Source organism: Stutzerimonas stutzeri, from assembly GCF_018138085.1.
In the GTDB taxonomy this organism is placed as follows: Bacteria; Pseudomonadota; Gammaproteobacteria; order Pseudomonadales; family Pseudomonadaceae; genus Stutzerimonas; species Stutzerimonas stutzeri_AI.
The window spans coordinates 4,305,955-4,328,316 of sequence record NZ_CP073105.1; the positions used below are offsets into that span (position 1 = coordinate 4,305,955).

Sequence of the window (22,362 nt, forward strand, 5' to 3'; positions counted from 1 at the left end):
GTACCTTGAACAAAGTCCTGCAGGCTCTTCCCTGGAATCAGCCTATCGAACTTCCAGACCACCATAAGTGGAAGCACGCGAGCCAATCTGGCTTGTTGGAGTGGAAGATCAAGGCGCGCCACTACAATACGAAAATCGCAAATGCCATGTTTCTCTTCCTTTTCCTATTTGCAACTATATTCTTTGGATGGATGGGTGAGATATTTAACCAGAACTCCTCAAAATCTATAGCAATAGGCATACCGCTTTATATATTAACCATGACCGCCATATATGGCACAACTCATCAAAAGACAAAATTCGCTTATCGCCTGACCGAAACAGGCATAGAGGTCTGCGAATGGAAAGCCCCTGGCAAAGGCTGGATGATCGCCTTGAAATGGCTGACAATTATCGCGGCTATCGCCATACTATTTGTCATTGCACTTGACCCATCGGCATTTTGGATAGCACTCGCCGGCCCCGGCGGAATGGGTCTACTTTATCTAGGACTGGCAAACTCAAAGCAGTTCCAAGAAATGCATAGCCTCTACAGGCACAATGTATTTACGTGGGATGAAATAAAGCACATTTACATAGACAGATCGCGCCACCTAATAAGTCTGGAATACGAATGGCTCAACGAAAGCATCAACAAGACGCTACCATGGTGGACATACGTCTTCTGCCATAAAAAAGATTTTGAAACCGCTGTCAAAACCATAATTTCAAAAAATACAAACACTCCTCACACACGCGAAAAAGTAGAAGTCTTACAGTTTTAGAAACCACCGACGGCAAGCCCAACACTGTTCTATTTAAAGACCCGGTCGTTTCCCCAATTGCCCATACCCGAATGAATGATTAGTCAGAATATTATCTCCTCCCACCACTCTGTTAGCCGAATGGTCCAAGCTCTGCCGAATGCACAGAGGACCAAACGCTCACCCGGGCAGGAACGAGCCATCGCTGAGCGAAGCAAACTGGCGGTGCAGGCCAAACCCGCCCTAACGGCCGGCCTCTACTCCGGCACCTCAACACACACATGAATCGCATCATGCCGCCAGTACTCCACGTCGCAATCGATCAACCGGTCATGCTGGTCGCGGTTGAGGCGGGTGATGCGCAGGGCTGGGCTGCCGGGGGCGGTGCGCAGGGTTGTGGCGGCTTCGGGGTGCAGGGCGGTGGGGACCATGTCGAAGCGTACGCGGCCGTAGTGGATGCCATATTCGCTGGCATATAGCTCGGTCAGCGAGCGGGTCAGGTCGTGGTCGAGAATGCCTGGAAAATAGCTGGGGTTCAGATAATGCTCGACGTACAGCACGAGCCGCCCGTCGATGCGGCGGGCGCGGCGGATCTGGATCACACTCGATAGCGCTGGCAGCTCCAGGCGCGCGCAGATGTCTGCCGTCGCGGGTTGCAATCTGGCCGATAGGACCTCGGTCGCGGGTGACCGACCCTGTTCCCCCACCATGGCGTGGAAATGGCTGCGCACCAGCGGGTTGTACAGCACCCGGGGTGGCGATACGAACCAGCCGCGACGGTCTTCGCGGTAGATCAAGCCAAGGGATTCGAGCTGACCGAGCGCTTCACGCAGCGTGATGCGGGTGGTATCGAACAGCTCGCTGAGCTTGCGCTCTGACGGCAATTGCCCGCTGGGCGGCAGCAGACCGTGGCCGATCTGCTCCTGCAATGCGCGACAGATCGCGGTCACTGTTCGCGGTGCCTCATCACGCATCAGCGTCTCCCCTGCTGGACTAGTCCAGCACCAGAACAGCACATTTCGCGCTCCCTATCCTCTCTTTATTCGCCGGCCAGCCTAGGCCGGCCAAATGAAGAGTTCATGACAGACGCGGATACCGAAAGCGGTGCACGGGCGTAACCGATCGACCTGCACCACACTATTAAAAAAGCCGCAACGCCGGCAGGGCAAGGCCTTCAGCCTGAGCTAGGCTTGCTACGGCACTCCTGTCGCGGTGTCGCTCTTACGGGCGGCGGCGGAGGCAACGACATCAAATTGTCATTTGCGCCCCCTAGATTGGCTCCAGTCTTGCTGATCTAGACCAACGACCTGCGAAAGGAGCTTCTGATGAAACGACTGCTGCTGGCTTCACTGCTGGGATCAGCGATCGCCCTGGCGACATCGGCGAACGCTGCACAAACGGACCTGAAGAGCCTCGAAGAGGCGGCGCGCGCGGAAGGTGAGGTCAATAGCGTCGGCATGCCGGACAGCTGGGCCAACTGGAAGGACACCTGGCAGGACCTGGAGAAGCAATACGGTCTCAAGCACATGGACACCGACATGAGTTCGGCCCAGGAGATCGCCAAGTTCGCCGCCGAGAAAGACAACGCCACGGCCGACATCGGCGACGTCGGTGCCGCGTTCGGGCCGATCGCCGTGCAGCAGGGCGTGACGCAAGCCTACAAGCCGAGCACCTGGGACCAGGTCCCGGACTGGGCGAAGGACAAGGACGGCCACTGGCTGCTGGCCTACACCGGCTCGATCGCCTTCATCATCAACAAGCAGCTGGTCGACAAGGCGCCGACGTCCTGGGCCGAGCTCAAGGATGGCAAATACAAGGTCGCCATCGGTGACGTCAGCGCCGCCGCGCAGGCCGTGAACGGCGTGCTGGCTGCGGCCATCGCCAACGGCGGCGACGAGACGAATATTCAGCCGGGCCTGGACTACTTTGCCGAGATCGCCAAGCAGGGCCGCCTGTCTCTGTCGAACCCGACGATCCAGACGCTGGAACGCGGTGAAGTGGAAGTCGGCGTGGTCTGGGATTTCAACGGCCTGTCCTACCGCGACCAGATCGACCCGAGTCGCTTCGAAGTGCTGATCCCTTCCGATGGTTCGGTGATTTCCGGCTACACGACGATCATCAACAAATGGGCCAAGCACCCCAACGCCGCCAAGCTGGCGCGCGAATACATCCTCTCCGACGCAGGGCAGATCAACCTCGCCAAGGGCAACGCGCGGCCGATTCGCGCCGAGCACCTGACGCTGCCGGCCGAGGTGCAGGCCAAGCTGCTGCCGAACGAGCAGTACGCCAAAGTCAAACCCATCAAGAATGCCGAAGCCTGGGAAGCGACCTCCAAGGCGCTGCCGCAGCAATGGCAGGAAAACGTGATCATCGAGATGGAGTGACGGCTGGACCCCGTAGGGTGGGCTAATACCACCGGAACCGCCTCGCCTTCGTAGGGTGGGCTGAAGCCCACCCTACGGCGCAGCCTCAACAGGAACGTCCCATGCGCAAAGCCATCCTAGTGATCCTCGACGGCCTGAGCCACTCGGTGGCCGAGCATGCCATGGGTCACCTGCACGCCTGGTGCGCCGCCGGGCGCGGCGCCTTCTACCGGCTCGACTGCGAGCTGCCGGCCCTGTCCCGCCCGCTCTACGAATGCATCCTCACCGGTGTGCCGCCCATCGACAGCGGCATCGTGCATAACGATGTGGTGCGGCTTTCCACCGAACGGAGCATCTTCCACTACGCCCGCGACGCCGGGCTGAGAACGGCCGCCGCGGCCTATCACTGGGTCAGTGAGCTGTATAACCGCGCGCCGTTTCACGCGGCACGCGACCGCCACAGCGAGACTCCCGAGCTGCCGATCCAGTACGGGCACTTTTATTTCGAGGATCATTACCCGGATTCACATCTGTTCGCCGACGCGGAAAGCCTGCGTCTGCGACATGACCCGGGCTTCCTGCTGGTACACCCGATGAACATCGACGACGCCGGCCACAAGCATGGTCTGGATTCGTCTCAGTACCGCAACGCGGCACGCCGCGCCGACATCCTGCTGGCCGAGTACCTGCAGCGCTGGCTGGAGGCTGGTTATCAGGTGCTGGTCACGGCGGACCACGGCATGAACAACGATCGCTCCCACAATGGCCTATTGCCGGAGGAGCGCGAGGTACCGTTGTTCGTCCTCGGCTCGGCGTTCAGCCTCGACGCGGCGGCGCGGCCGAAACAGACCGAACTGTGCGGCACGCTGTGCGAGCTGCTCGGCGTAACGCATGACAAACCGGCGTGTCGGGAGCTGCTGAAATGACCGCGCCGCTCGAGAACAACCTCAAAACTGCCGCCATACGCGACAGCGCTACGCCAGTCTCCACGGGCCGTCGCGCGCCACGCAGCAAGCGCCTGGCGTTGCTCTGCCTGCTGCCCTTCGCCCTGTTCTTCTTCGCCTTTCAGATCGCCCCGCTGCTCTGGGTGACGATCAATAGCCTGCACACACCCGAGGGCTGGGGCCTGGCCAATTTCCAGAAGATCTTTGCCTCGAAGTTCTACCTGCAAGCCATCAAGCACAGCCTGCAGATCGCCTTCTGGTCGAGCCTGTTCGGTATCGTCATCGCGATTCTCGGCAGCTACTCGCTGCGTCAGGTCGACTCCAGGCTGCGCGACTTCGTCATGGCCTTTTCCAACATGACCAGCAACTTCGCCGGCGTGCCGCTGGCGTTCGCCTTCGTCATTCTGCTCGGTTTCAACGGGGCGCTGACGATCCTGCTCAAGCAGGCCGGGATCATCGAGGACTTCAACCTCTACTCCAAGACCGGCCTGATCGTGCTCTATACATACTTTCAAATTCCGCTAGGCGTGCTGCTGCTCTACCCCGCCTTCGACGCGCTGCGCGAGGACTGGCGCGAGTCGGCGTCTCTGCTTGGCGCCGGAACCTGGAGCTATTGGCGCCATATCGGCCTGCCGGTGCTGACGCCCGCGTTGCTCGGCACCTTCGTCATCCTGCTGGCCAACGCGCTGGGCGCCTATGCCACCGTCTATTACCTCACCACCGGCAACTTCAACGTCTTGCCGATCCGCATCGCGGCGATGGTGTCCGGTGATATCTCGCTGGACCCGAACATGGCCAGCGCCCTGGCTATGGTGCTGGTGGGGCTGATGGCGGTGATCACTGTGGCGCACCAGCTGTTGCTGAAGAGAAGCTACCATGCGAGCCGCTAACGCCAGACGCGGCCAGCTCTACCACCGCCTCGTGGTGTGGTTGCTGTTCCTGATCCTGCTGCTGCCGCTGGCAGCGACCTTTCTGTATTCGATCTCCAGCAGCTGGTCGGCGACCATCCTGCCGGACGGCCTGACCTTCGATTGGTATCTGCAGCTATGGAGCGATGAGCGCTTCCTGCGCGCCTTCGGCCAGTCCTTGCTGGTCTGCTTCGGTGCTCTGGCGCTGGCCGTGGTGCTGATCCTGCCGCTGCTGTTCGTGGTGCATTACCACTTCCCGAAGCTCGATGGCCTGATGAACATCCTGATCCTGCTGCCCTTCGCGGTGCCGCCAGTGGTGTCTTCGGTCGGGCTGCTGCAGCTGTACGGCTCGGGGCCGCTGGCGATGGTGGGTACGCCGTGGATCCTGATTGGCGCCTACTTCACCATCGCCCTGCCGTTCATGTACCGGGCGATCAGCAACAACCTGCAGGCGATCAACCTGCGCGATCTGATGGACGCCGCCCACCTGCTCGGTGCCAGCACCTGGAAGGCGGCGTTCCTCGTCGTGCTGCCGAACTTGCGCAAGGGGTTGATGGTGTCGCTGTTCCTGTCTTTCTCCTTTCTGTTCGGCGAATTCGTCTTTGCCAATCTGCTGGTGGGCACGCGCTACGAAACCCTGCAGGTGTACCTGAACAACATGAAAAACAGCAGCGGCCACTTCAACAGTGCGCTGGTGATCTCTTACTTCTTCTTCGTGCTGGTGTTCACTTGGGCGGCGACCCGGTTGAATCGTGAGCGCACGGACAAGGCGGTGGGTTGAAGCGGAACGCCGCCCGGACAAGGCTGATTGATGCCAACCGCAGTTTCGTAGGGTGGGCTTTAGCCCACCAGACAAACGGTGGGCTGAAGCCCACCCTACAGGACCGGTGTTTACTGGGCGGCGACGCGATTGAATCGGGAAAGGAATTCGCCGTGATGGTTCGCGAGCAAGCTCGCTCCTACAGGGGCGCTACACCTGCCCATGCAACGCTCTTACCCGACGACTTTTCAACGAGGCCGACATGAGTTTTCTCAGCATCCGCAACCTGCATAAAGCCTTTGGCGACACCCGGGTCTTCAGCGATATCAATTGCGAAGTCGCCAAGGGCGAGCTGATCACCCTGCTCGGCCCGTCCGGCTGCGGCAAGTCGACTTTGCTGCGCTGCATCGCCGGGCTTACCGAGGTGGATGGCGGGCAGATCCTGCTGGACGGCGCGGACCTGGTGCCGCTGGCCCCGCAGAAACGCCAGATCGGCATGGTGTTCCAGAGTTATGCGCTGTTCCCCAACATGACCGTGGAGCAGAACGTCGCCTTCGGCCTGCGCATGCAGAAGGTCGCGCGGGATGAAAGCGCCCGGCGCGTGGCCGAGGTGCTGGAGATGGTCGAGCTGAACGACTTCGCCCGCCGCTACCCCAGCCAGCTGTCCGGCGGCCAGTGCCAGCGCGTGGCACTGGCGCGCTCGCTGGTCACCCGCCCGCGCCTGCTGCTGCTCGATGAGCCGCTCTCCGCGCTGGACGCCCGCATCCGCAAGCACCTGCGCGAGCAGATCCGTGCGATTCAGCAGGAGCTGGGGCTGACCACCATTTTCGTCACCCATGACCAGGAGGAAGCGCTGACCCTGTCCGACCGCATCCTGCTGATGAATGCCGGACGGATCGTGCAGAGTGCCGATGCCGAAACCCTCTACACCGCGCCAGCGGATGCATTCGCGGCCGGTTTTATCGGCAACTACAACCTGCTCGCCCCTGACCTGGCCACGCGCCTGCTGCAACGTCCGGTCAGCGCCCAGGTGGCGATCCGCCCGGAAGCCATCGTGCTGAGCGAAAGCGGCGTAATGGGTGATGGCATCTCAGGGGTTATCAAGAGCCACAGCCTGCTCGGTAATGTGATTCGCTACCGCGTCGAAGCGCGAAATGTCGAGCTGCTGGTTGACGTGCTCAACCGCTCCCCGGCCGATCTCTATCCCCACGGCCGCCAGGTAAGCCTTACCATCGACGCTTCGGCAATTCACGAGGTGGCTTGATGGCATTGGCAATTTTCGACCTGGACGAAACCCTGATCGACGGCGACTGCGCCAGCCTCTGGTCCCACGAAATGGCCAAGATTGGCTGGGTGGATGGCGAATCCTTCCTGCGCAAGGATGCCGAGCTGATGGCCGAGTACGCCTTCGGCCGGCTGGCGATGGAGGACTACATGGCCTTCAGCCTCGCGCCGCTAGTGGGCCGCACGGCCGAAGAAGTCGCCCACGTGGTCGAGCCCTTCGTCGAGGACGTTATCGAGCCGCTGATCTATAGCGACGCCATGCGCTGCCTCGCCGAGCATCGCAAAGCCGGCGACCGCATCTTGGTGATTTCCGCATCGGCGGAGTTTCTCGTCGCGGCCGTCGCCGAACGGCTCGGTATCGACGAAGTGCTGGCGATCCAGCTGGAGGAGCAGCACGGCTTCTACAGCGGCAATACCCGTGGCGTGTTGACCTACCGAGAAGGCAAGGTGACGCGGTTACGCGAGTGGGCCGACGCAGCGGGCGAATCGCTGGACGGCGCGCATTTCTACTCGGACTCGATCAACGACCTGCCATTGCTTGAGCAAGTGGCGCATGCGCACGTGGTGAACCCCGATCCGCTGTTACGCGAACAGGCCGAGGCGCGCGGGTGGCCGGTGCTCGCCTGGCGCTGAATCAGGATTCGGCGTTCAGCGGCAGCAGCACCCGGAACAGCGCGCCTTTGCCCTCTTCGCTCACCACCTGAATGCGGCCGTTGTGCGCCTTGACGATCTGCTCGGCGATGAACAATCCAAGCCCGAGCCCGGCGCTGCTCTCGCTGCCCTCGGCGCGCTCGAACTGGCAGAAGATTCGCTCCAGGCTTTTCTGGCTGATGCCGATGCCCTGGTCGCGCACTTCGATGCATGCACCCTCTGGTGTCGCGCTGACGCTGACTTGCACCGGCTTGCCCGCGCCGTAACGCATGGCATTGGTCAGCAGGTTCGCCAGTACCTGTTCGATACGAAACTCGTCCCATACACCGATGATCGGCTCCGGCCGCTGGAACAGCAGCGTGCAACCGCTGGCTTCCATTTGCGGCGCGAAGTTCTCCACCACGCTGGCCGCCAGCTTGCCTAGGTCGGCGCGACTCGGGCGAATCGACAGCTTGCCGGTGCGAATCCTCGACACGTCGAGCATGTCGTCGATCAGCCGGATCAGGCTCTGGATCTGTCGCTCGTCCTTGTCGACCATCTGCCGCAACCGGTCCTCACTGAACGCTGCGAGGTTGTTGCGCCCCAGCTGAAGCTTGCGCAGCTGAACCTCGAGGATCAGCGTGTTGAGGGGCGTTTTCAGCTCATGCGAGACGATGGACATGAAGTCGTCGCGCATGCGCACCGCAGCCTCCAGTTCGGCCTTGGTACTGCGCAGCTCATCGAGCAGTACCTCCTGCTCGCGACGGCTACGCTCGAGCGCCTCGAGCTGGCGCGCCAGGCGCTTGCGATTACGATACAGATCGACGAACACGCTGACCTTGCTACGCACCGCGTGGATATCCAGCGGCTTTTGCATGAAATCCACAGCGCCGCTCTCGTACCCCTTGAAGGCATAGTTGAGCTCTCGTCCAGCGGCGCTGACGAAGACGATGGGAATGTGCTTGGTGCGCTCGGTGCTGCGCATCAGCTCGGCCAGTTGAAAACCGTCCATGCCGGGCATCTGGACATCCAGAATGGCCAGGGCGAACTCGTGACGCAGCAGCAATTCGAGCGCCTGTTCTGCCGATTCGGCACGATGCACACGCACACCCGGTGCCTTGAGCAAGGCGTCCAGCGCCAGCAGATTCTCCGGTAGATCATCGACGATCAGCAGGTTCGCTTCGTCCGTTCGGTCAGGCATGAGTCACTCCAGTTCGCGCAACAGTCGATGGATATCGCGCAGGGGCAAAATATAATCCGGCGCAAAGCGCTGGAGTGCAGCAAGCGGCATGGTTGGCACTTCGGCCTCTTCTGGATCCTGGACGATGCTGATGCCGCCAGCCTGTTTGATCGCCTCCAGACCGGCCGCGCCGTCCTCGTTGGCACCGGTCAGCAAAACCCCGGCAAGGCGCTCGCCCCAGGCGTCGGCGGCCGACTCGAAGAGCACATCGATCGAGGGACGGGAGAAATGTATCGCCTCGTCCTGGCTGAGCGACAGGCTCAGGTCCGTTTCCACCAGCAAGTGGTACCCGGGCGCGGCGAAATACAGGGTGCCGGTGCGCACCGTCTCCTTGTCATCGGCCTCCTTGACCCGCAGCGCCGTCCTGCGCTGAAAGATCTCGGCCAACTGGGTCGGCCTGCCCGCCGGTACATGCTGAACCACCAGCAGCGCCTGGCGCAGAGTGCCTGGCAGCCCGTCGACCAGCATGCTCAACGCAGCCAGGCCGCCCGCAGAGGCGCCGATCACCACCGCGTCTATCGGTCGAGGGGAACGGACTGGAATGCCGGCGGCCTGGTGTTTCATAGCTTGCGGAAGATCCTCTCCTGCTTGTCGAACGCTTCGTAGCGTCCAGCGTAGCCGGAGAGCTCCACGGTTTCCTTGCTGCCCAACCCAAGAAAACCACGATGGCAGAGGGAATCATGGAACAGGCCAAAGGCACGGTCCTGCAGGGGCTTGTTGAAATAGATCAGAACGTTGCGGCACGAAATCAGTTGGGTTTCGGCGAAGACGCTGTCCGTCGCGAGACTATGATCGGCAAAAGTTATCTTATCTTTCAATGACTTATCCATGATCGCCGAGTCATAAGCCGCCGTATAGTAATTGCTCAGGCTCTGTTTGCCGCCGGCACGCTGATAATTTTCGGTGTACTGGCGCATATCGCCGATATCGAAGATGCCTCGGCGCGCCTGCTCCAGCGAGCGCGGATTGATGTCGGTCGCATAGAGGATGGTGCGATCGAGCAAGCCCTCCTCCTTGAGGAGAATGGCCATCGAGTAGACCTCTTCTCCGGTGCTGCAGCCGGCGATCCATACCTTCAGCGAGGGATAGGTTCGCAGCACCGGAACCACCTGCTCGCGCAGCGCCAGAAAATAACTTGGATCACGAAACATCTCGCTCACCGGGATGGTGAGGTACTGCAGCAGCTCCATGAACACCTGAGGCTCATAGAGGATCTTGCGTTGCAGCTCGGAGATGCTGTCGCATTGCAGTTGCTTGAGCGCCAGCAATATCCGGCGCTTGAGCGAGGCGCCGGAGTAGTCGCGGAAATCGTAGCTGTAGCGCAGATAGATCGCTTCGATCAGCAGCTTCAGTTCGATGGCCTGGTTGCGGTCCGGCATGTCACAGCAGCTCCACTTTTGGTAGCCACACGCGAATAAGCGAGAACAGACGATCCAGATCGATGGGCTTGGCCAGATAGTCGTTGGCCCCGGCGAGCAGACAACGATCCTGATCGTCCTTCATGGCCTTGGCGGTGACCGCAATGATTGGCAGCTTGGCGAAGCGTTTGTCCTTGCGGATCTCCTGCATGGCCGTGAAGCCGTCCATCTCGGGCATCATGATGTCCATCAGCACCAGGTCGATGTCTCCCACTTCGCGCAGCTGGGTAATCGCCTCATGGCCGTTGCGGGCGATCTCGATCAGCGCACCCTTCTGCTCCAGCGCGCTGGTCAAGGCGAATACGTTGCGCACGTCATCGTCGACCACCAGCACCTTGCGACCTTCGAAGGCCTTTTCACGGCTGCGCACGCTTTTGAGCATCTGCTGCCGCTCCAATGGCATGTCCGACTCGACCTTGTGCAGGAACAGCGTGACCTCGTCCAGCAGACGTTCCGGCGAGCGCGCGCCTTTGATAATGATCGAGCGCGAATACTTCAGCAGCGCCGCTTCTTCATCGCGGGTCAGGTTGCGTCCGGTATACACGATGACCGGCGGGAACGAGCAGATCTCCTCCCGTGCCATGCGTTCGAGCAACTCGTGGCCGTCCATGTCGGGCAGCTTGAGGTCGATGATCATGCAATCGAAAACGGTCGAGTGCAGCAACTCGAGCGCCTGTTCGCCAAATTCGACGGCGGTGATCTCGATGTCGACGTCCTCGATCAACCGCGACACGCTTTCGCGCTGCCGGGCGTCGTCTTCGACCAGCAGGATGCGCTTGACCTTCTGCGCCAACTTCGCCTCCAGCCGATCGAACACCTGCTTGAGATCGTCTCGGCTAGCCGGCTTGAGCGCATAGCCGATCGCGCCCATCTGCAGGGCAGCCTCCTTGCGATCCTCCACCGAGACGATGTGCACCGGTATGTGACGGGTGATGGGGTTTTCCTTTAGCCGTTCGAGCACGGTGAGGCCCGAGTGATCGGGCAGGCGCATGTCCAGCAGGATCGCATCGGGTCGGTATTCGACAGCGGTGTCGAAGCCGGCATCGGCGTTTTGCGCGATCAGGCAGCTGTATTTCAGCTCCCGTGCGAGGTCGCGCAGGATGCAGGCGAACTGGGGATCGTCTTCGATGACCAGTACCGAGCGCTCGCTGGCGGCCGCAGCGCTGCGATCATCGGCCAGCACAGGGACCGCGGGCTCGTCTTGCCGCAGCGTGGATGCCGGAAGCGCAGCGGGTGCGGGGGACTCCTGCATCACGATCGGTTCGGGCTCGGTCGGCATCGGTGAGACCGGTTCGCTGTAGGTCTCCGGAACGATCAGCGTGAACACGCTGCCGGCGCCCGGTTCGCTGCTGACTTCGATGGTACCGCCCAGCAACTGGGCCAGCTCGCGGGAGATCGACAGTCCGAGACCGGTGCCACCGTAGCGCCGGTTGGTGGTTCCGTCTGCCTGACGGAACGCCTCGAAGATCACCGCCTGCTGATCGTCGGGGATGCCGATGCCCGAATCATGGACAGCAAAGGCCAGCTGGCGATCGTCATGGCGGGTCACCCGCAGGGTGATCGAGCCCTGCTCGGTGAACTTGAACGCGTTGGACAGCAGGTTCTTGAGGATCTGCTCGAGCCGCTGGCGATCGCTGTACAGGCTCGCCGGCAGCCCATCACCGAGCTCCACCTCGAACCGCAGCGACTTGTCGAGTGCTTGAGCCAGAAACAGGCTTTTCAGGCCGTCCATCATCCGCGCCAGCGATACCAGTTCGGGGTGCACATCGAGCTTGCCGGCTTCGACCTTGGCAATGTCGAGGATATCGTTGATCAGGTGGAGCAGGTCGTTGCCGGCCGAATAGATGGAACGGGCGAACTGCACCTGATCGTCGCTCAGGTTGCCCTCCGGATTGTCGGCCAGCAGCTTGGCCAGGATCAGCGAACTGTTCAGCGGCGTGCGCAACTCGTGCGACATGTTGGCCAGAAACTCGGACTTGTAGCGACTGGCTCGCTGCAGTTCCTCGGCACGCTCCTCGAGCAGCAACTGCACCTCGTGCAGGCGAGTGTTCTTCAGGTCCGTCTCATCACGCTGACGGGCGAGCTCCAAGGTCTGCGTGGCGAGCTGCTCGTTGGTCTGCTCCAGCTCGGCCTGCTGCTCTTCCATGTGCGCCTGGGACTCACGCAGGGCGTTGGACTGCTCCTCCAGCTCCTCGTTGGCGGCGCGCAGCTCTTCTTGTTGCACTTGCAGCTCTTCGTTGAGCTGCTGGGTTTCGGCCAAGGCCCGCTGCAGGCGCTGGCGATAACGTGCGGCCTCGATGGCCGAACCGATGCTTTCACCGACGCGACGCAGCAGCTCGCTGTCCTCGTCCTGCAACGGCCGCAGAAATCCTATCTCCAGCACAGCGTTGAGCATGCCGCTGTCTTCGATCGGCGCGACCAGTACCGACTGGGCATCGGCGTTGCCCAGGGCGGATCGCACCTTCAGATAGCCGGGCGGAACGCTGTCGAGCAGCATCATGCGACGCTCCAGCGCCACCTGCCCCACCAGCCCCTCGCCCAGCTCGAGGGTACGACCGCTGTTGAGCGTTTCCTTGTCCCAGCCAAACTCGGCGACGCGCTGCAATTTGCCGTCCTGTGTCACGTACAGCGCGCCCACCGCCACGTCGAGGTAGCGTGAAAGAAAGCTGAGCACGTTCTGCCCCAGGGTCGGCAGCGCCTGCTCGCCGATCATCGACTCGCTGAGCTGGGTCTGGCCGGTGCGATACCAGGCCTGCTTTTCCAGCGCCTGAGCATGAGCCTGCTGCCTGGCGAGGGATTCGGCGTAGCTGTCAGACAGGCTCAGCAGGTCGCGGCGCCCGAAATAGCCCAGCAATCCGCTGAAAATCAGGCTGAACAGCAGGAAGCCGCCAATCAGCACCGTGGAGATCATTTCCGCCGTATCGGTGCGCTCGCCTCTGACCTGCCGTTCGTAGGCGATGAATTCGTTGAGCAACTGGCGCTGCTCTTCCTTCAGCTCCAGCCCGCGGCGGCTGCGCACATAGTCGATTACGGATTCGTTCTTCGCACGACGGGCGATCGCCTGCTCGGCAAAGTCCACCCATTGGTGGTGCAGCTGCTCAACGCGCGCAACGCGTCCCCGCTGTACCGGATCATCGCTCGAGTAGCCTTTGATCTTGCGCAGCTGTTCGGCGAACGCCGGCAGGTTGGTTCGATAAGGCTGCAGGAACACCTCGTCGCCGGCGATAAGATAGCCGCGCATCGAAGCCTCCAGTTCGCCTATCTCTTTCAGCATCTCGTGCGCATAGGAAACGCCCAGCACCGAGCGCTCCACCCAGTGGCTGACGTTCAGCAGGAAATAGACGATGACGCTGAAGAAAAACGCGCTGAGGAAACCGAAGCCCAGAGGAACCGCCACGTTGCGGTTCAGGACGCGCCGGAAGTGATTCTGATCGATGAAAGAGTCGCCCATCTGGTTCCTTCCTGAGTGCCGTCCTGTGACGGACACGCACGATCGCTCGGGCAGCTGCGTGGCGCTGGTGCCAAACGCACTGATCCCTGCAAGTACTAGGTGATTCGCGCGAGATCGCCCCACGCACGTGAAAGTCGACCTCGGACTTTACACTGCCTCGCTTGCGAGCACAAAAAACCCGGCCGAACGGCCGGGCTAGACGCATCCGATGCCGCGCGTCAGCGTCGCGCGATGACCCACACCGCGTGAATGATGCCCGGAATATAGCCCAACAGCGTCAGCAAGATATTCAGCCAGAAGGCCCCAGCAAAACCGACTTGCAGGAACACGCCCAGCGGGGGCAAAAGTATCGCGATGATGATTCGAATCAGGTCCATTCGGGTTTCCTCGGGTCTGCCTGCTGTAAGCGTATGGTGAATCGACCCGATCGGCCTTCAGGGGTTCCTTGGCCACCCTCGTCAGGCACGGCGTCTGGCCGGGTGATCAACCCCGGGAGGAATGATTGTCACGCTTGCGGCGAATGTTGATCCAGGACAGCGCCGCCAGCGCCAGCATCAGGCCGGCCATGTTGAACTGACCGATGAGCAGGTAGCCCAGCCCGGCCAGCGAACAGGCCACCAGACCGACCCAGCGCGCGTACCGCATCACGGTGCGCACGGCGCTGCCGACGCGCTCGTCCCGCAGCGGCATCAGCGCGCCCCCGCACGCATGCGCTCGAGCTCCTTGGCATCGTGGCTGCAGAACAGCGTCACCTCGTGCTTGTGCTCCAGCGACAGGGTCCAGAGCCGGTGCTGGTTGGCCAGGCGCGCCGGGCGATCCACTTCCATCATGCGCTGATAAAGCCGCAGCCCCGGCGAGCAGTGGCGCTCGTTCTGGCCCACTTCGTCGCGATAGAAATAGGCGTCACCGGCATGCAGCAGCCAACCGTCGTCGCACTGCAGCGCGACGCCGGCATGGCCGTGTGTATGCCCTGTCAGCGGAATCAACAGAATCTCCGGCGGCAAACCGCGCAATTCCCTGACGGCCTGAAAGCCGAACCAGGTATCGCCACCCGGCTCGTAGAACTGCCAGTTGCGCACGCCATCCCATTGCGCATGGCGATAGCGTTGGTGGCCTACGAAGCTGTGGGTAGAGCGCGCCGCGTCCATTTCGCGTTGCAGCACGTGAACCTGCGCCTCGGGGAAATCCTCCAAGCCGCCAGCGTGATCGAAATCCAGGTGCGTCAGAAGAATATGCCGGACGTCTTGCGGGGCGAAACCCAGCTGGCGTATCTGCTCCACTGCGGTGAAGCGGCGTTCGAACTTGATGTTGTTGAGCGCGATGAAGAAGGCGCTCAGGCGCTTGCGTGGCTCCAGCACGTCGCAGCTGCCAAAGCCGGTATCGACCAGCACCAGGCCGTGTTGCTCGGTCTCGATCAGCAGACAATGGCACACCAGACTGGCGGTCAGTCCCGGACTGAAGCCATCGAACAAACGTCCTCCCACCGGACACATGCAGCCGCAGTTGAGGTGATGAATACGCATAAGACACTCCCATGCCGGGCCACGGGTCGCCGAACCAAATGCGACCTCGTCAACGTTCTGAGGCCCGACGGCGCCCTAGAGTTCAGCCCGTTTGGACTTCGCCGGAGAAAGCGCCCGCGGCAGAACAGGGACCTGGCCCGCTGAACTATCCTCTTGGGTATGACCGGCCATTGCCGCTCCATTTTGTCCTCGGGAGGAACACGTCATGTTCAGCCGCGTTCACTGTCCGCCAACCTGGCTGTCGGCGCTGCTGCTGATGGGATGGCTGCTCCTCGCGGGTGCGGCCCAGGCGGCAGCGCCGGTCACGGTCCTGCGGCTCGACGGGATCGTTGGGCCGGCCAGTGCCGATTATGTCGTCGGCGGCATTCGGCACGCCGCACAGACCGATTCCCAATTGCTGGTGCTGCAGCTCGATACGCCCGGCGGCCTGGACAGCTCGATGCGCGCGATCATCAAGGAAATCCTCGCCAGCCCCGTACCGATCGCCGCCCATGTCACGCCCAGCGGGGCACGCGCCGCCAGCGCCGGCACCTACATGCTCTATGCCAGCCACGTCGCCGCAATGAGCCCGGGCACCAACCTCGGCGCCGCTACCCCCGTGCAGATCGGCGGTACGCCCGCCGCGCCGCCGGATGACCCACCGGACAAGCAAGCGCCAGCAGGCGAAGACGGCGACGCCATGAGCCGCAAGCAGGTCAACGATGCGTCCGCCTACATTCGCGGACTGGCGCAATTGCGCGAGCGCAACGCCGAGTGGGCCGAGCAGGCCGTGCGCGAGGCGGTCAGCCTGTCGGCCAGCGAGGCGCTGGAACTCCAGGTGGTCGATTACATCGCGGTGGATCTCGCTGACCTGCTGCGTCAGCTCGACGGCAAGACCCTGCAGACCCGTACAGGAGAACGGACGCTGCACACCGCCGACGCCACCCTGGATCGCTACGATCCGGACTGGCGGGTGCGCCTGCTGGCGGTGATCACCAACCCCAGCGTGGCGCTGATCCTGATGATGATCGGCGTCTATGGTCTGATCTTCGAGTTCTCCAATCCCGGCACCGGCGCGGGTGGTGTGGTCGGCGGCATCTGCCTGTTGCTGGCGCTGTACTCGCTGCAGCTGCTGCCGGTGAGCTATGCCGGCGTGGCGCTGATCCTGCTGGGGCTCGGCTTCATGATCGCCGAGGCGTTCATTCCCAGCTTCGGCGTACTCGGCCTGGGCGGAATCGTCGCCTTCATCACCGGCGCGGTGATCCTGTTCGATACCGATGTGCCGGGCTACGGCATTCCATTGAGCTTGATCGGCACCCTGGCAGTGGTCAGCGCGCTGCTGTTGTTTGCCATCGTCAGTATGGCGCTCAAGGCGCGCCGGCAACGCCTGGTCAGCGGCGATGCCGAGCTGGTCGGCAGCCTGGTGACGGTGACCCGCATCAAGGCGAACGATTCCGCCCACGGCTGGGTGCAGCTGCAGGGCGAACACTGGCAGGTGGTGAGCCCGACGCCCCTGCGGCCCGGTCAACGGGTCCGCATCATGGCCAGACGCGGACTGCTATTGGACGTCACCGCGGCCGACGCGCCGCCAACCGAGAAGAGGTGAATCATGGGTTTCGAAATGAGCTTCATCGCCGTGCTGGTGCTGCTGATAGCGCTACTGGCATCGGCGTTCCGCATTCTGCGTGAGTACGAACGCGGGGTGGTGTTCCAGCTGGGCCGCTTCTGGAAGGTCAAGGGGCCGGGGCTGATCCTGGTGATACCCGGTCTGCAGCAGATGGTGCGAGTCGACCTGCGCACGCTGGTACTGGACGTACCGACCCAGGACGTGATCTCGCGCGACAACGTCTCGGTCAAGGTCAACGCCGTGGTCTATTACCGCGTTCTGGATGCCGAGAAGGCGATCATCCAGGTCGAGGACTATCACTCGGCGACCAGCCAGCTGGCTCAGACCACCCTGCGCGCCGTGCTCGGCAAGCACGATCTGGACGACATGCTGGCCGAGCGCGAACAGCTCAACAACGACATCCAGCAGGTGCTCGACGCGCAGACCGATGCCTGGGGCATCAAGGTGGCCAACGTCGAGATCAAGCACGTGGATCTGGATGAGTCGATGATCCGCGCCATCGCCCGCCAGGCTGAGGCGGAACGCGAGCGGCGCGCCAAGGTCATTCATGCAGAGGGCGAACTGCAAGCCTCGGAAAAACTGATGCAAGCGGCCGAGATGCTCGGCCGCCAACCTGGCGCCATGCAACTGCGCTACATGCAGACGCTGAGCAACATCGCCGGCGACAAGAACTCCACCATTGTCTTCCCGCTGCCCATGGAACTGTTGCAGGGGCTGGACAAACTCACCAGGAAATCCGAGTAGCCTATGCGCCGAATCCCATCGTACCTTGCGCTGTTGTCAGTGCTGTTGCTGGTCCTGTCGGGCTGTGCGGCGTTCAGCCAACGCGATCCGCTCAACGTCCAGGTCGCCGGCATCCAGCCATTGCCCGGCGAAGGGCTGGAACTGCGCATGAACGTCAAGCTGAGGATCCAGAATCCCAACGACATGGCGCTCGACTACAACGGCGTGGCGCTGGATCTGGAAGTCAACGGTCGGCGCCTGGCCAGTGGAGTCAGCGATGCGCGTGGCAGCGTGCCGCGCTTTGGCGAGACCGTGCTCAGCGTGCCGGTGACCGTCTCGGCATTTTCCGCCGCCCGCCAGGCGCTGGGGCTGGCCGAGCACATCGGGCTCGACGAAGTCCCTTACGTGTTGCGCGGCAAGCTGGCCGGAGGCCTGTTCGGTACCCAGCGTTTCGTCGAGAAAGGCACCCTGGAGTTGCCCGATACGCTGGCAAGTCCCTATCGACGCACGCCCTGACGCAGTGCCAGATGGGCACAAGATCAAAAGCTTCGCGCCGAGGTCGCCCCTCCCACAAAGCTAAAAACCACACCGCGCCGCTTTATTGTGGGAGTCGCGCCCTCGCGGCGAATGCGGCCCCACGAAGCTCAACCTGAGACCTCGATTCCGCCGCTCAACTCTGATCATCCATCGAATCAGCCCATTCCGGCCGGCATTGCCCCGCGCGGCAGCGGTGGGCCTCGTGGGTCGGGTCTTCCTGCATCAGTTTGCGGGTCACGCCATTGGTCCAGCCGAAACCGTCCTGCAAGGGGTACTCGCCACCACCGGCATGCTCGGCACTGGGGCGCAGCACGTACTTTTCCACCAACTTGCTATCCCGCTCGTAGAGCAGCGACACGATCTTCAGCCAGCGCTCCTCGATCTGCAGCGCCAGCGCGTCATGACCGTAATATTGCAGGCCGCGAATGCCGATCCACTGCAAGGGCGCCCAGCCGTTGGGGCGATCCCACTGCTCGCCGGTACCGCTCATCTCGGTGGTCGACAATCCCCCCGGCGCCAGCAATCGGTCACGGACGACATCGGCAACCCGGGCCGCCTGCTGCTCGCTGGCGAGCTTGACGAACAGCGGCGTCAACGTAGCCGCGGTGAGGTTGTCGCGCGGCTGGCCGAGTGACCAGTCGTAGTCGAAGTAGGCCCCCTGTTGCTCGTTCCACAGGTAACGATCGATCGCGGCGATACGCGCTTGTGCCCGCTGACGAAACTCTTCGGCACAGGAGTGCCAGCCTTTCGCCTCGCTGAGGCGGCAGATCTGGCGCTCGAGGTGGTAGAGAAAGCAATTCAGGTCGATCGGGACGATCTTGGTGGTGCGAATGCTCGACAGGCGCTGCGGGTCGCCCAGCCAGCGTGAACTGAAATCCCAGCCCGACTCGGCCCCGGCGCGCAAGTCGCGATAGACCTCATGGGCGGGCCGGCTTGAAGAGCGGGCCGTCTCGACATCCTCGAGATAGGACTCCTCGCGCGGCGTGTCGCGCTCGTCCCAGTAGCGGTTGAGGACGCTGCCGTCGGCCAGGCAGACGCAGCGGCGGTGGGTTTCGCCGGGCCGCAACTGGTCGCCGCCCTCGGTCCAGAAGGCATGCTCCTTGCGCAGCTGCGGAAGATAGTCGTGGGCCTTGTGCACGCCCGACTCTTCGAACAGATCGGTCATCAGCGCGAACACCGGCGGCTGCGAGCGGCTCAGGTAGTAGGAGCGGTTGCCGTTGGGCACGTGGCCGTAGGTGTCGATCAGGTAGGCGAAGTTGTCGGCCATGGACCGCAACAGTTCGCAGTGCCCGCTCTCATCCAGGCCGAGCATCGTGAAATAGGAATCCCAGTAGTACATCTCGGTGAAACGGCCGCCAGGCACCACGTAGTCGTGAGGCAACGGCAACAGCGAGGAGAACTCCGGGTGCTTTCGCGGCTGGCGGGTCAGGACCGGCCACAGCCGATCGATGTGTTCGCTCAGGCTGTTGTCCGGATCGGCGACGAACTCGGTCGGCTTACGCTGGTAGACCTCGAAATGCTCATGCACGAAGCATTTCAGGTCGAAACCCGGCTCCTGGTTGCGCGCCCGATAGGCCTCGAGAATTCGCTCGGGATGCTGCCGCGGGGCGCAGTCGACGAAGGTCTTGCTGTCCGGGAATACGCGCTGCGTCTGCACCGCGACGAACAGTTCCTGGTAACGGTCTGCCGGGGTCAGGGTATCCGCCGCGGAAACCGCACGGGTGTCGTAATCGAAGGGGCTCGGATCGGTATCGGTCATTGCTCGCTGTAATTCCGTAGCAGTCCGCCATCTATCACCAGTGTAGTACCGGTGATGTAGTCGGCCTCGTCCGAGGCGAGAAAGGCCACGGCACCGGCCACGTCGCGCGGCTGGCCGAGGCGACCGGCGGGAATGTTGCCCAGCAGGCCGGACAGCTTTTCCGGCTGGTTCATCAGGGCCCGGTTGATCGGCGTCTCGATCGCGCCCGGCGCGACATTGTTGACCGTGATGCCCAGCGGCGCCAGCTCGACCGCCAGGTTGCGCATGAGCATCTTCAGCCCGCCCTTGCTGGCGCAGTAGCTGGTGAAGTTGGGGAACGGCAGCTCTTCATGCACCGAGCTGTTGTTGATGATCCGCCCGCCCCGTCCCGTGTCCCGCAGGTGACGCGCGAACGCCTGGGCAAGAAAGAACGGCCCGCGCAGATTGACGTTGAGCACCAGGTCGTAATCGCCTTCGCCGGCGCCGAGAAACGGGCTGTGCCGCTGCACGCCAGCGTTGTTCACCAGAATATCGAGACGCCCCAGTTGCTCGATCGCCTGGGTAACCAACCGCTGGCATTCGGCGACCACCCCGACATCGGCGGCAATGAAACAGGCACGGCGACCGAGTGCGCGAACCTGTTCGAGAGTCTCCCGGGACTCGTCGTCATCATGCCGGCCATTGATCACCAGATCGGCGCCCTCCTCGGCCAGGCGGACGGCGATGCCACGGCCGATGCCCTGGGAGCTGCCGGTGACCAGCGCGACCTTGTTCTGCAATTTCATCGCATACCTCGCATGGCTGCAGGGGGCCGCGGCGCCCCCTGGCTCGTCATCTTCAGACGGACTGCCGCCGGAGGCGTTCAACGCCGCCTGTTGGCGAGGCGCTTAATGGCCACGCAGGGCAGTCACGACGGCAGACAAACCCCATCGCACTGGCGCAAAATGGCCGGCTCCGTGCTGCTGCGTTCCGGGACATTCATGGCCACTGCCGATCTGCGTAAAGGGTATCTGTTGGGTCTGACGACCTTCTGCATCTGGGGCATGTTCCCGCTCTACTTCAAGTCCATCGAGCAGTACGCGGCGCTGGAAATCGTCACCCAGCGCGCCATCTGGTCGGCGCTGTTCGGCACGCTGGTGCTCATGTTGTGGCGTCATCCGGGCTGGTGGCAGGAACTGCTTGCGCATCCCCGGCGGATCGGCGTGCTGATGATTTCCAGCGTGCTGATCGCGTGCAACTGGCTGATCTACGTCTGGGCGGTGAACCACGACCACATGCTCGAAGCGAGCCTGGGCTACTACATCAACCCGCTGGTCAACGTGCTGCTCGGCCTGATAGTGCTACGCGAACGTATGCGTCCGTTGCAGTGGCTGGCGGTGGCGATGGCGGCCGTCGGGGTGGCGCTGCAGCTGATCACGCTTGGTGATTTCCCCTGGGTCTCCATTACGCTGGCGCTGAGCTTCGGCAGCTACGGCCTGTTGCGCAAACAGGCCCCGGTGGCAGCGTTGCCGGGTCTGGTCGTGGAAACCTGGCTGCTACTGCCTATCGCCCTGGGCTGGTTGCTGTTCTTCGGCAGCGGCCCGAGCACCGAATGGGCGTTCTGGACCGATCCGCAAGCGCTCTGGCTGGTCGCGGCCGGGCCGGTGACGCTGTTGCCGCTGCTGTGCTTCAACGCCGCCGCGCGCCACCTGCCCTATTCGACCCTGGGCTTTCTGCAGTACATCACCCCAACGTTGCTGCTGGTGCTGGCCGTCTGGGTATTCAACGAGCCGTTCCCCGCTGACCGCCAGCTCGCCTTCATCTGGATCTGGGCGGGCCTGGCGGTGTACAGCTATGACGCCTGGCGGCTGATGCGCAAGGGCCCGGTGGCCTGAGGGTGATTCACTCGGTCGGCTGCAGCTTGAGTTCGACCATCAATTCGTCGGCCAGGGTTTCCAGGTGCTGCTGCAGGTCGTCCAGCGACAGCTCGGCTGGTACCGCCAGGCGTGCGTCGGCATGGAACAGCAGCTCGTTGGTCATCGGCGCGGGCAGGACGTCGGTGTTCAGGCTTTCAACGTTAATGCCGTGCCCGGCCAGTAGGCGGGTGATGTCGCGCACGATCCCGGCGCGGTCATTGCCGACCAGCTGCAACTGGATCATTCGCCAGGGGCGCTCGGGCACCTCGCCGCTGCGGGCGAATACCACCCGGATACCCTGCTGCTCCAGTCGTTGTAGCGCATCGGCCAGGTCGGCATGCGCGTCGGCTGGCACCGCCACCCGCAGTATCCCGGCAAATTGTCCGGCCATGCGCGACATACGGCTGTCCAGCCAGTTGCCGCCATGCTCGGCGATGCACTTGGCCACGCGCTCGACCAGCCCTGGCTGATCCTCGGCGATGACGGTTAGGACGAGATGATCCATCGATGACTCCTCTGGCTATGGACGGCGGCGGCGCGCTTAACGGTGGGCATGGACTGCGCTTGGCGTCCTGCCCCCTAGGTATAGAACAATCTAC

The 22,362-nt window shown here is 62.6% G+C and carries 22 protein-coding genes; 11 read left to right on the forward strand and 11 right to left on the reverse strand.

Annotation, left to right across the window (positions count from 1 at the left end):
* Positions 1–5: 5 nt before the first annotated feature.
* Positions 6–764, forward strand: coding sequence for a hypothetical protein (locus tag KCX70_RS19785; protein WP_249121669.1), 759 nt, complete (start codon positions 6–8; stop codon positions 762–764).
* A gap of 236 nt (positions 765–1,000) precedes the next feature.
* Here the strand turns inward: KCX70_RS19785 and KCX70_RS19790 are convergent, their stop codons facing one another.
* Positions 1,001–1,717 (reverse strand): UTRA domain-containing protein, encoded by a 717-nt coding sequence (locus tag KCX70_RS19790; RefSeq protein WP_102853109.1) that lies wholly within the window; start codon positions 1,715–1,717, stop codon positions 1,001–1,003.
* 351 nt (positions 1,718–2,068) lie between these two features.
* Here KCX70_RS19790 and KCX70_RS19795 point away from each other — a divergent pair, with 351 nt between their 5' ends.
* The 6 genes from KCX70_RS19795 (at position 2,069) to KCX70_RS19820 (ending at position 7,635) form a co-directional block, all read left to right on the forward strand.
* Entirely contained in the window at positions 2,069–3,127 is a 1,059-nt protein-coding gene (locus KCX70_RS19795; protein WP_212618567.1) for an ABC transporter substrate-binding protein, read from the forward strand.
* 101 nt (positions 3,128–3,228) lie between these two features.
* Entirely contained in the window at positions 3,229–4,032 is an 804-nt protein-coding gene (locus KCX70_RS19800; protein WP_212618568.1) for an alkaline phosphatase family protein, read from the forward strand.
* Positions 4,029–4,940 (forward strand): ABC transporter permease, encoded by a 912-nt coding sequence (locus KCX70_RS19805; protein ID WP_249121670.1) that lies wholly within the window; start codon positions 4,029–4,031, stop codon positions 4,938–4,940. Before KCX70_RS19800 ends, KCX70_RS19805 begins: the two co-directional genes overlap by 4 nt.
* Entirely contained in the window at positions 4,927–5,739 is an 813-nt protein-coding gene (locus tag KCX70_RS19810) for an ABC transporter permease (protein ID WP_212618569.1), read from the forward strand. Before KCX70_RS19805 ends, KCX70_RS19810 begins: the two co-directional genes overlap by 14 nt.
* Positions 5,740–5,980: 241 nt before the next feature.
* Positions 5,981–6,982 (forward strand): ABC transporter ATP-binding protein, encoded by a 1,002-nt coding sequence (locus KCX70_RS19815; protein WP_102853105.1) that lies wholly within the window; start codon positions 5,981–5,983, stop codon positions 6,980–6,982.
* Positions 6,982–7,635 (forward strand): HAD family hydrolase, encoded by a 654-nt coding sequence (locus KCX70_RS19820; RefSeq protein ID WP_212618570.1) that lies wholly within the window; start codon positions 6,982–6,984, stop codon positions 7,633–7,635. The genes KCX70_RS19815 and KCX70_RS19820 overlap by 1 nt, the downstream gene beginning before the upstream one ends.
* A 1-nt stretch (position 7,636) precedes the next feature.
* Here the strand turns inward: KCX70_RS19820 and KCX70_RS19825 are convergent, their stop codons facing one another.
* From KCX70_RS19825 to KCX70_RS19855, 7 genes are all read right to left on the reverse strand, one after another.
* On the reverse strand, positions 7,637–8,833 hold the full coding sequence (locus tag KCX70_RS19825) for a hybrid sensor histidine kinase/response regulator (protein ID WP_212618571.1): 1,197 nt from the start codon (positions 8,831–8,833) through the stop codon (positions 7,637–7,639).
* A 3-nt stretch (positions 8,834–8,836) separates the two neighbouring features.
* Positions 8,837–9,436 (reverse strand): chemotaxis protein CheB, encoded by a 600-nt coding sequence (locus KCX70_RS19830; protein WP_212618572.1) that lies wholly within the window; start codon positions 9,434–9,436, stop codon positions 8,837–8,839.
* Positions 9,433–10,251 carry a CheR family methyltransferase gene (locus KCX70_RS19835; protein ID WP_212618573.1) on the reverse strand — a complete coding sequence of 273 codons (819 nt, stop codon included), beginning with the start codon at positions 10,249–10,251 and terminating at the stop codon, positions 9,433–9,435. Before KCX70_RS19835 ends, KCX70_RS19830 begins: the two co-directional genes overlap by 4 nt.
* 1 nt (position 10,252) lies before the next feature.
* The gene (locus KCX70_RS19840) at positions 10,253–13,741 is read right to left on the reverse strand and encodes a response regulator (RefSeq protein ID WP_212618574.1); all 3,489 of its coding nucleotides are present in this window, start codon (positions 13,739–13,741) and stop codon (positions 10,253–10,255) included.
* 218 nt (positions 13,742–13,959) lie between these two features.
* A complete protein-coding gene (locus KCX70_RS19845) occupies positions 13,960–14,118 on the reverse strand; it encodes a YqaE/Pmp3 family membrane protein (RefSeq protein ID WP_003301559.1) in 159 nt (52 codons plus the stop codon).
* A gap of 106 nt (positions 14,119–14,224) precedes the next feature.
* A complete protein-coding gene (locus KCX70_RS19850; protein ID WP_212620413.1) occupies positions 14,225–14,431 on the reverse strand; it encodes a hypothetical protein in 207 nt (68 codons plus the stop codon).
* Complete coding sequence (locus KCX70_RS19855; RefSeq protein WP_212618575.1) at positions 14,431–15,264, reverse strand: MBL fold metallo-hydrolase; 834 nt, start codon at positions 15,262–15,264, stop codon at positions 14,431–14,433. The genes KCX70_RS19850 and KCX70_RS19855 overlap by 1 nt, the downstream gene beginning before the upstream one ends.
* A gap of 205 nt (positions 15,265–15,469) precedes the next feature.
* Between KCX70_RS19855 and KCX70_RS19860 the strand changes: the two genes are divergently transcribed.
* Genes KCX70_RS19860 through KCX70_RS19870 form a run of 3 tightly spaced genes read left to right on the forward strand, consistent with a single transcriptional unit; the run spans position 15,470 to position 18,109 of the window.
* Positions 15,470–16,849, forward strand: coding sequence for an NfeD family protein (locus tag KCX70_RS19860; RefSeq protein WP_212618576.1), 1,380 nt, complete (start codon positions 15,470–15,472; stop codon positions 16,847–16,849).
* 3 nt (positions 16,850–16,852) lie between these two features.
* Complete coding sequence (locus KCX70_RS19865) at positions 16,853–17,614, forward strand: slipin family protein (RefSeq protein WP_021206422.1); 762 nt, start codon at positions 16,853–16,855, stop codon at positions 17,612–17,614.
* A 3-nt stretch (positions 17,615–17,617) separates the two neighbouring features.
* Positions 17,618–18,109: an LEA type 2 family protein gene (locus KCX70_RS19870; protein ID WP_021206421.1), complete on the forward strand. Its 492-nt coding sequence runs from the start codon at positions 17,618–17,620 to the stop codon at positions 18,107–18,109.
* A gap of 154 nt (positions 18,110–18,263) precedes the next feature.
* Here the strand turns inward: KCX70_RS19870 and treF are convergent, their stop codons facing one another.
* Together treF and KCX70_RS19880 are read right to left on the reverse strand one after the other, a co-directional pair.
* The gene (gene treF, locus KCX70_RS19875) at positions 18,264–19,889 is read right to left on the reverse strand and encodes an alpha,alpha-trehalase TreF (RefSeq protein WP_212618577.1); all 1,626 of its coding nucleotides are present in this window, start codon (positions 19,887–19,889) and stop codon (positions 18,264–18,266) included.
* A complete protein-coding gene (locus tag KCX70_RS19880) occupies positions 19,886–20,653 on the reverse strand; it encodes an SDR family NAD(P)-dependent oxidoreductase (protein ID WP_102853094.1) in 768 nt (255 codons plus the stop codon). The genes treF and KCX70_RS19880 overlap by 4 nt, the downstream gene beginning before the upstream one ends.
* 195 nt (positions 20,654–20,848) lie before the next feature.
* Between KCX70_RS19880 and rarD the strand changes: the two genes are divergently transcribed.
* Positions 20,849–21,742 carry an EamA family transporter RarD gene (gene rarD / locus KCX70_RS19885; RefSeq protein ID WP_212618578.1) on the forward strand — a complete coding sequence of 298 codons (894 nt, stop codon included), beginning with the start codon at positions 20,849–20,851 and terminating at the stop codon, positions 21,740–21,742.
* Positions 21,743–21,749: 7 nt separating this feature from the next.
* Here rarD and KCX70_RS19890 read toward each other — a convergent pair whose 3' ends face one another.
* Positions 21,750–22,268 (reverse strand): glycine cleavage system protein R, encoded by a 519-nt coding sequence (locus KCX70_RS19890; protein WP_212618579.1) that lies wholly within the window; start codon positions 22,266–22,268, stop codon positions 21,750–21,752.
* Positions 22,269–22,362: the final 94 nt, after the last annotated feature.

Coding starts and splice junctions, on each gene's coding strand:
- KCX70_RS19840 (WP_212618574.1), bottom strand. CDS start 13,741: ATGGGCGACTCTTTCATCGATCAGAATCACTTCCGGCGCGTCCTGAAC.
- KCX70_RS19835 (WP_212618573.1), bottom strand. CDS start 10,251: ATGCCGGACCGCAACCAGGCCATCGAACTGAAGCTGCTGATCGAAGCG.
- KCX70_RS19800 (WP_212618568.1), top strand. CDS start 3,229: ATGCGCAAAGCCATCCTAGTGATCCTCGACGGCCTGAGCCACTCGGTG.
- KCX70_RS19790 (WP_102853109.1), bottom strand. CDS start 1,717: ATGCGTGATGAGGCACCGCGAACAGTGACCGCGATCTGTCGCGCATTG.
- KCX70_RS19855 (WP_212618575.1), bottom strand. CDS start 15,264: ATGCGTATTCATCACCTCAACTGCGGCTGCATGTGTCCGGTGGGAGGA.
- KCX70_RS19845 (WP_003301559.1), bottom strand. CDS start 14,118: ATGGACCTGATTCGAATCATCATCGCGATACTTTTGCCCCCGCTGGGC.
- KCX70_RS19850 (WP_212620413.1), bottom strand. CDS start 14,431: ATGCCGCTGCGGGACGAGCGCGTCGGCAGCGCCGTGCGCACCGTGATG.
- KCX70_RS19795 (WP_212618567.1), top strand. CDS start 2,069: ATGAAACGACTGCTGCTGGCTTCACTGCTGGGATCAGCGATCGCCCTG.
- KCX70_RS19890 (WP_212618579.1), bottom strand. CDS start 22,268: ATGGATCATCTCGTCCTAACCGTCATCGCCGAGGATCAGCCAGGGCTG.
- KCX70_RS19810 (WP_212618569.1), top strand. CDS start 4,927: ATGCGAGCCGCTAACGCCAGACGCGGCCAGCTCTACCACCGCCTCGTG.
- KCX70_RS19805 (WP_249121670.1), top strand. CDS start 4,029: ATGACCGCGCCGCTCGAGAACAACCTCAAAACTGCCGCCATACGCGAC.
- KCX70_RS19865 (WP_021206422.1), top strand. CDS start 16,853: ATGGGTTTCGAAATGAGCTTCATCGCCGTGCTGGTGCTGCTGATAGCG.
- KCX70_RS19860 (WP_212618576.1), top strand. CDS start 15,470: ATGTTCAGCCGCGTTCACTGTCCGCCAACCTGGCTGTCGGCGCTGCTG.
- KCX70_RS19825 (WP_212618571.1), bottom strand. CDS start 8,833: ATGCCTGACCGAACGGACGAAGCGAACCTGCTGATCGTCGATGATCTA.
- KCX70_RS19880 (WP_102853094.1), bottom strand. CDS start 20,653: ATGAAATTGCAGAACAAGGTCGCGCTGGTCACCGGCAGCTCCCAGGGC.
- KCX70_RS19815 (WP_102853105.1), top strand. CDS start 5,981: ATGAGTTTTCTCAGCATCCGCAACCTGCATAAAGCCTTTGGCGACACC.
- KCX70_RS19870 (WP_021206421.1), top strand. CDS start 17,618: ATGCGCCGAATCCCATCGTACCTTGCGCTGTTGTCAGTGCTGTTGCTG.
- KCX70_RS19830 (WP_212618572.1), bottom strand. CDS start 9,436: ATGAAACACCAGGCCGCCGGCATTCCAGTCCGTTCCCCTCGACCGATA.
- rarD (WP_212618578.1), top strand. CDS start 20,849: ATGGCCACTGCCGATCTGCGTAAAGGGTATCTGTTGGGTCTGACGACC.
- KCX70_RS19820 (WP_212618570.1), top strand. CDS start 6,982: ATGGCATTGGCAATTTTCGACCTGGACGAAACCCTGATCGACGGCGAC.
- treF (WP_212618577.1), bottom strand. CDS start 19,889: ATGACCGATACCGATCCGAGCCCCTTCGATTACGACACCCGTGCGGTT.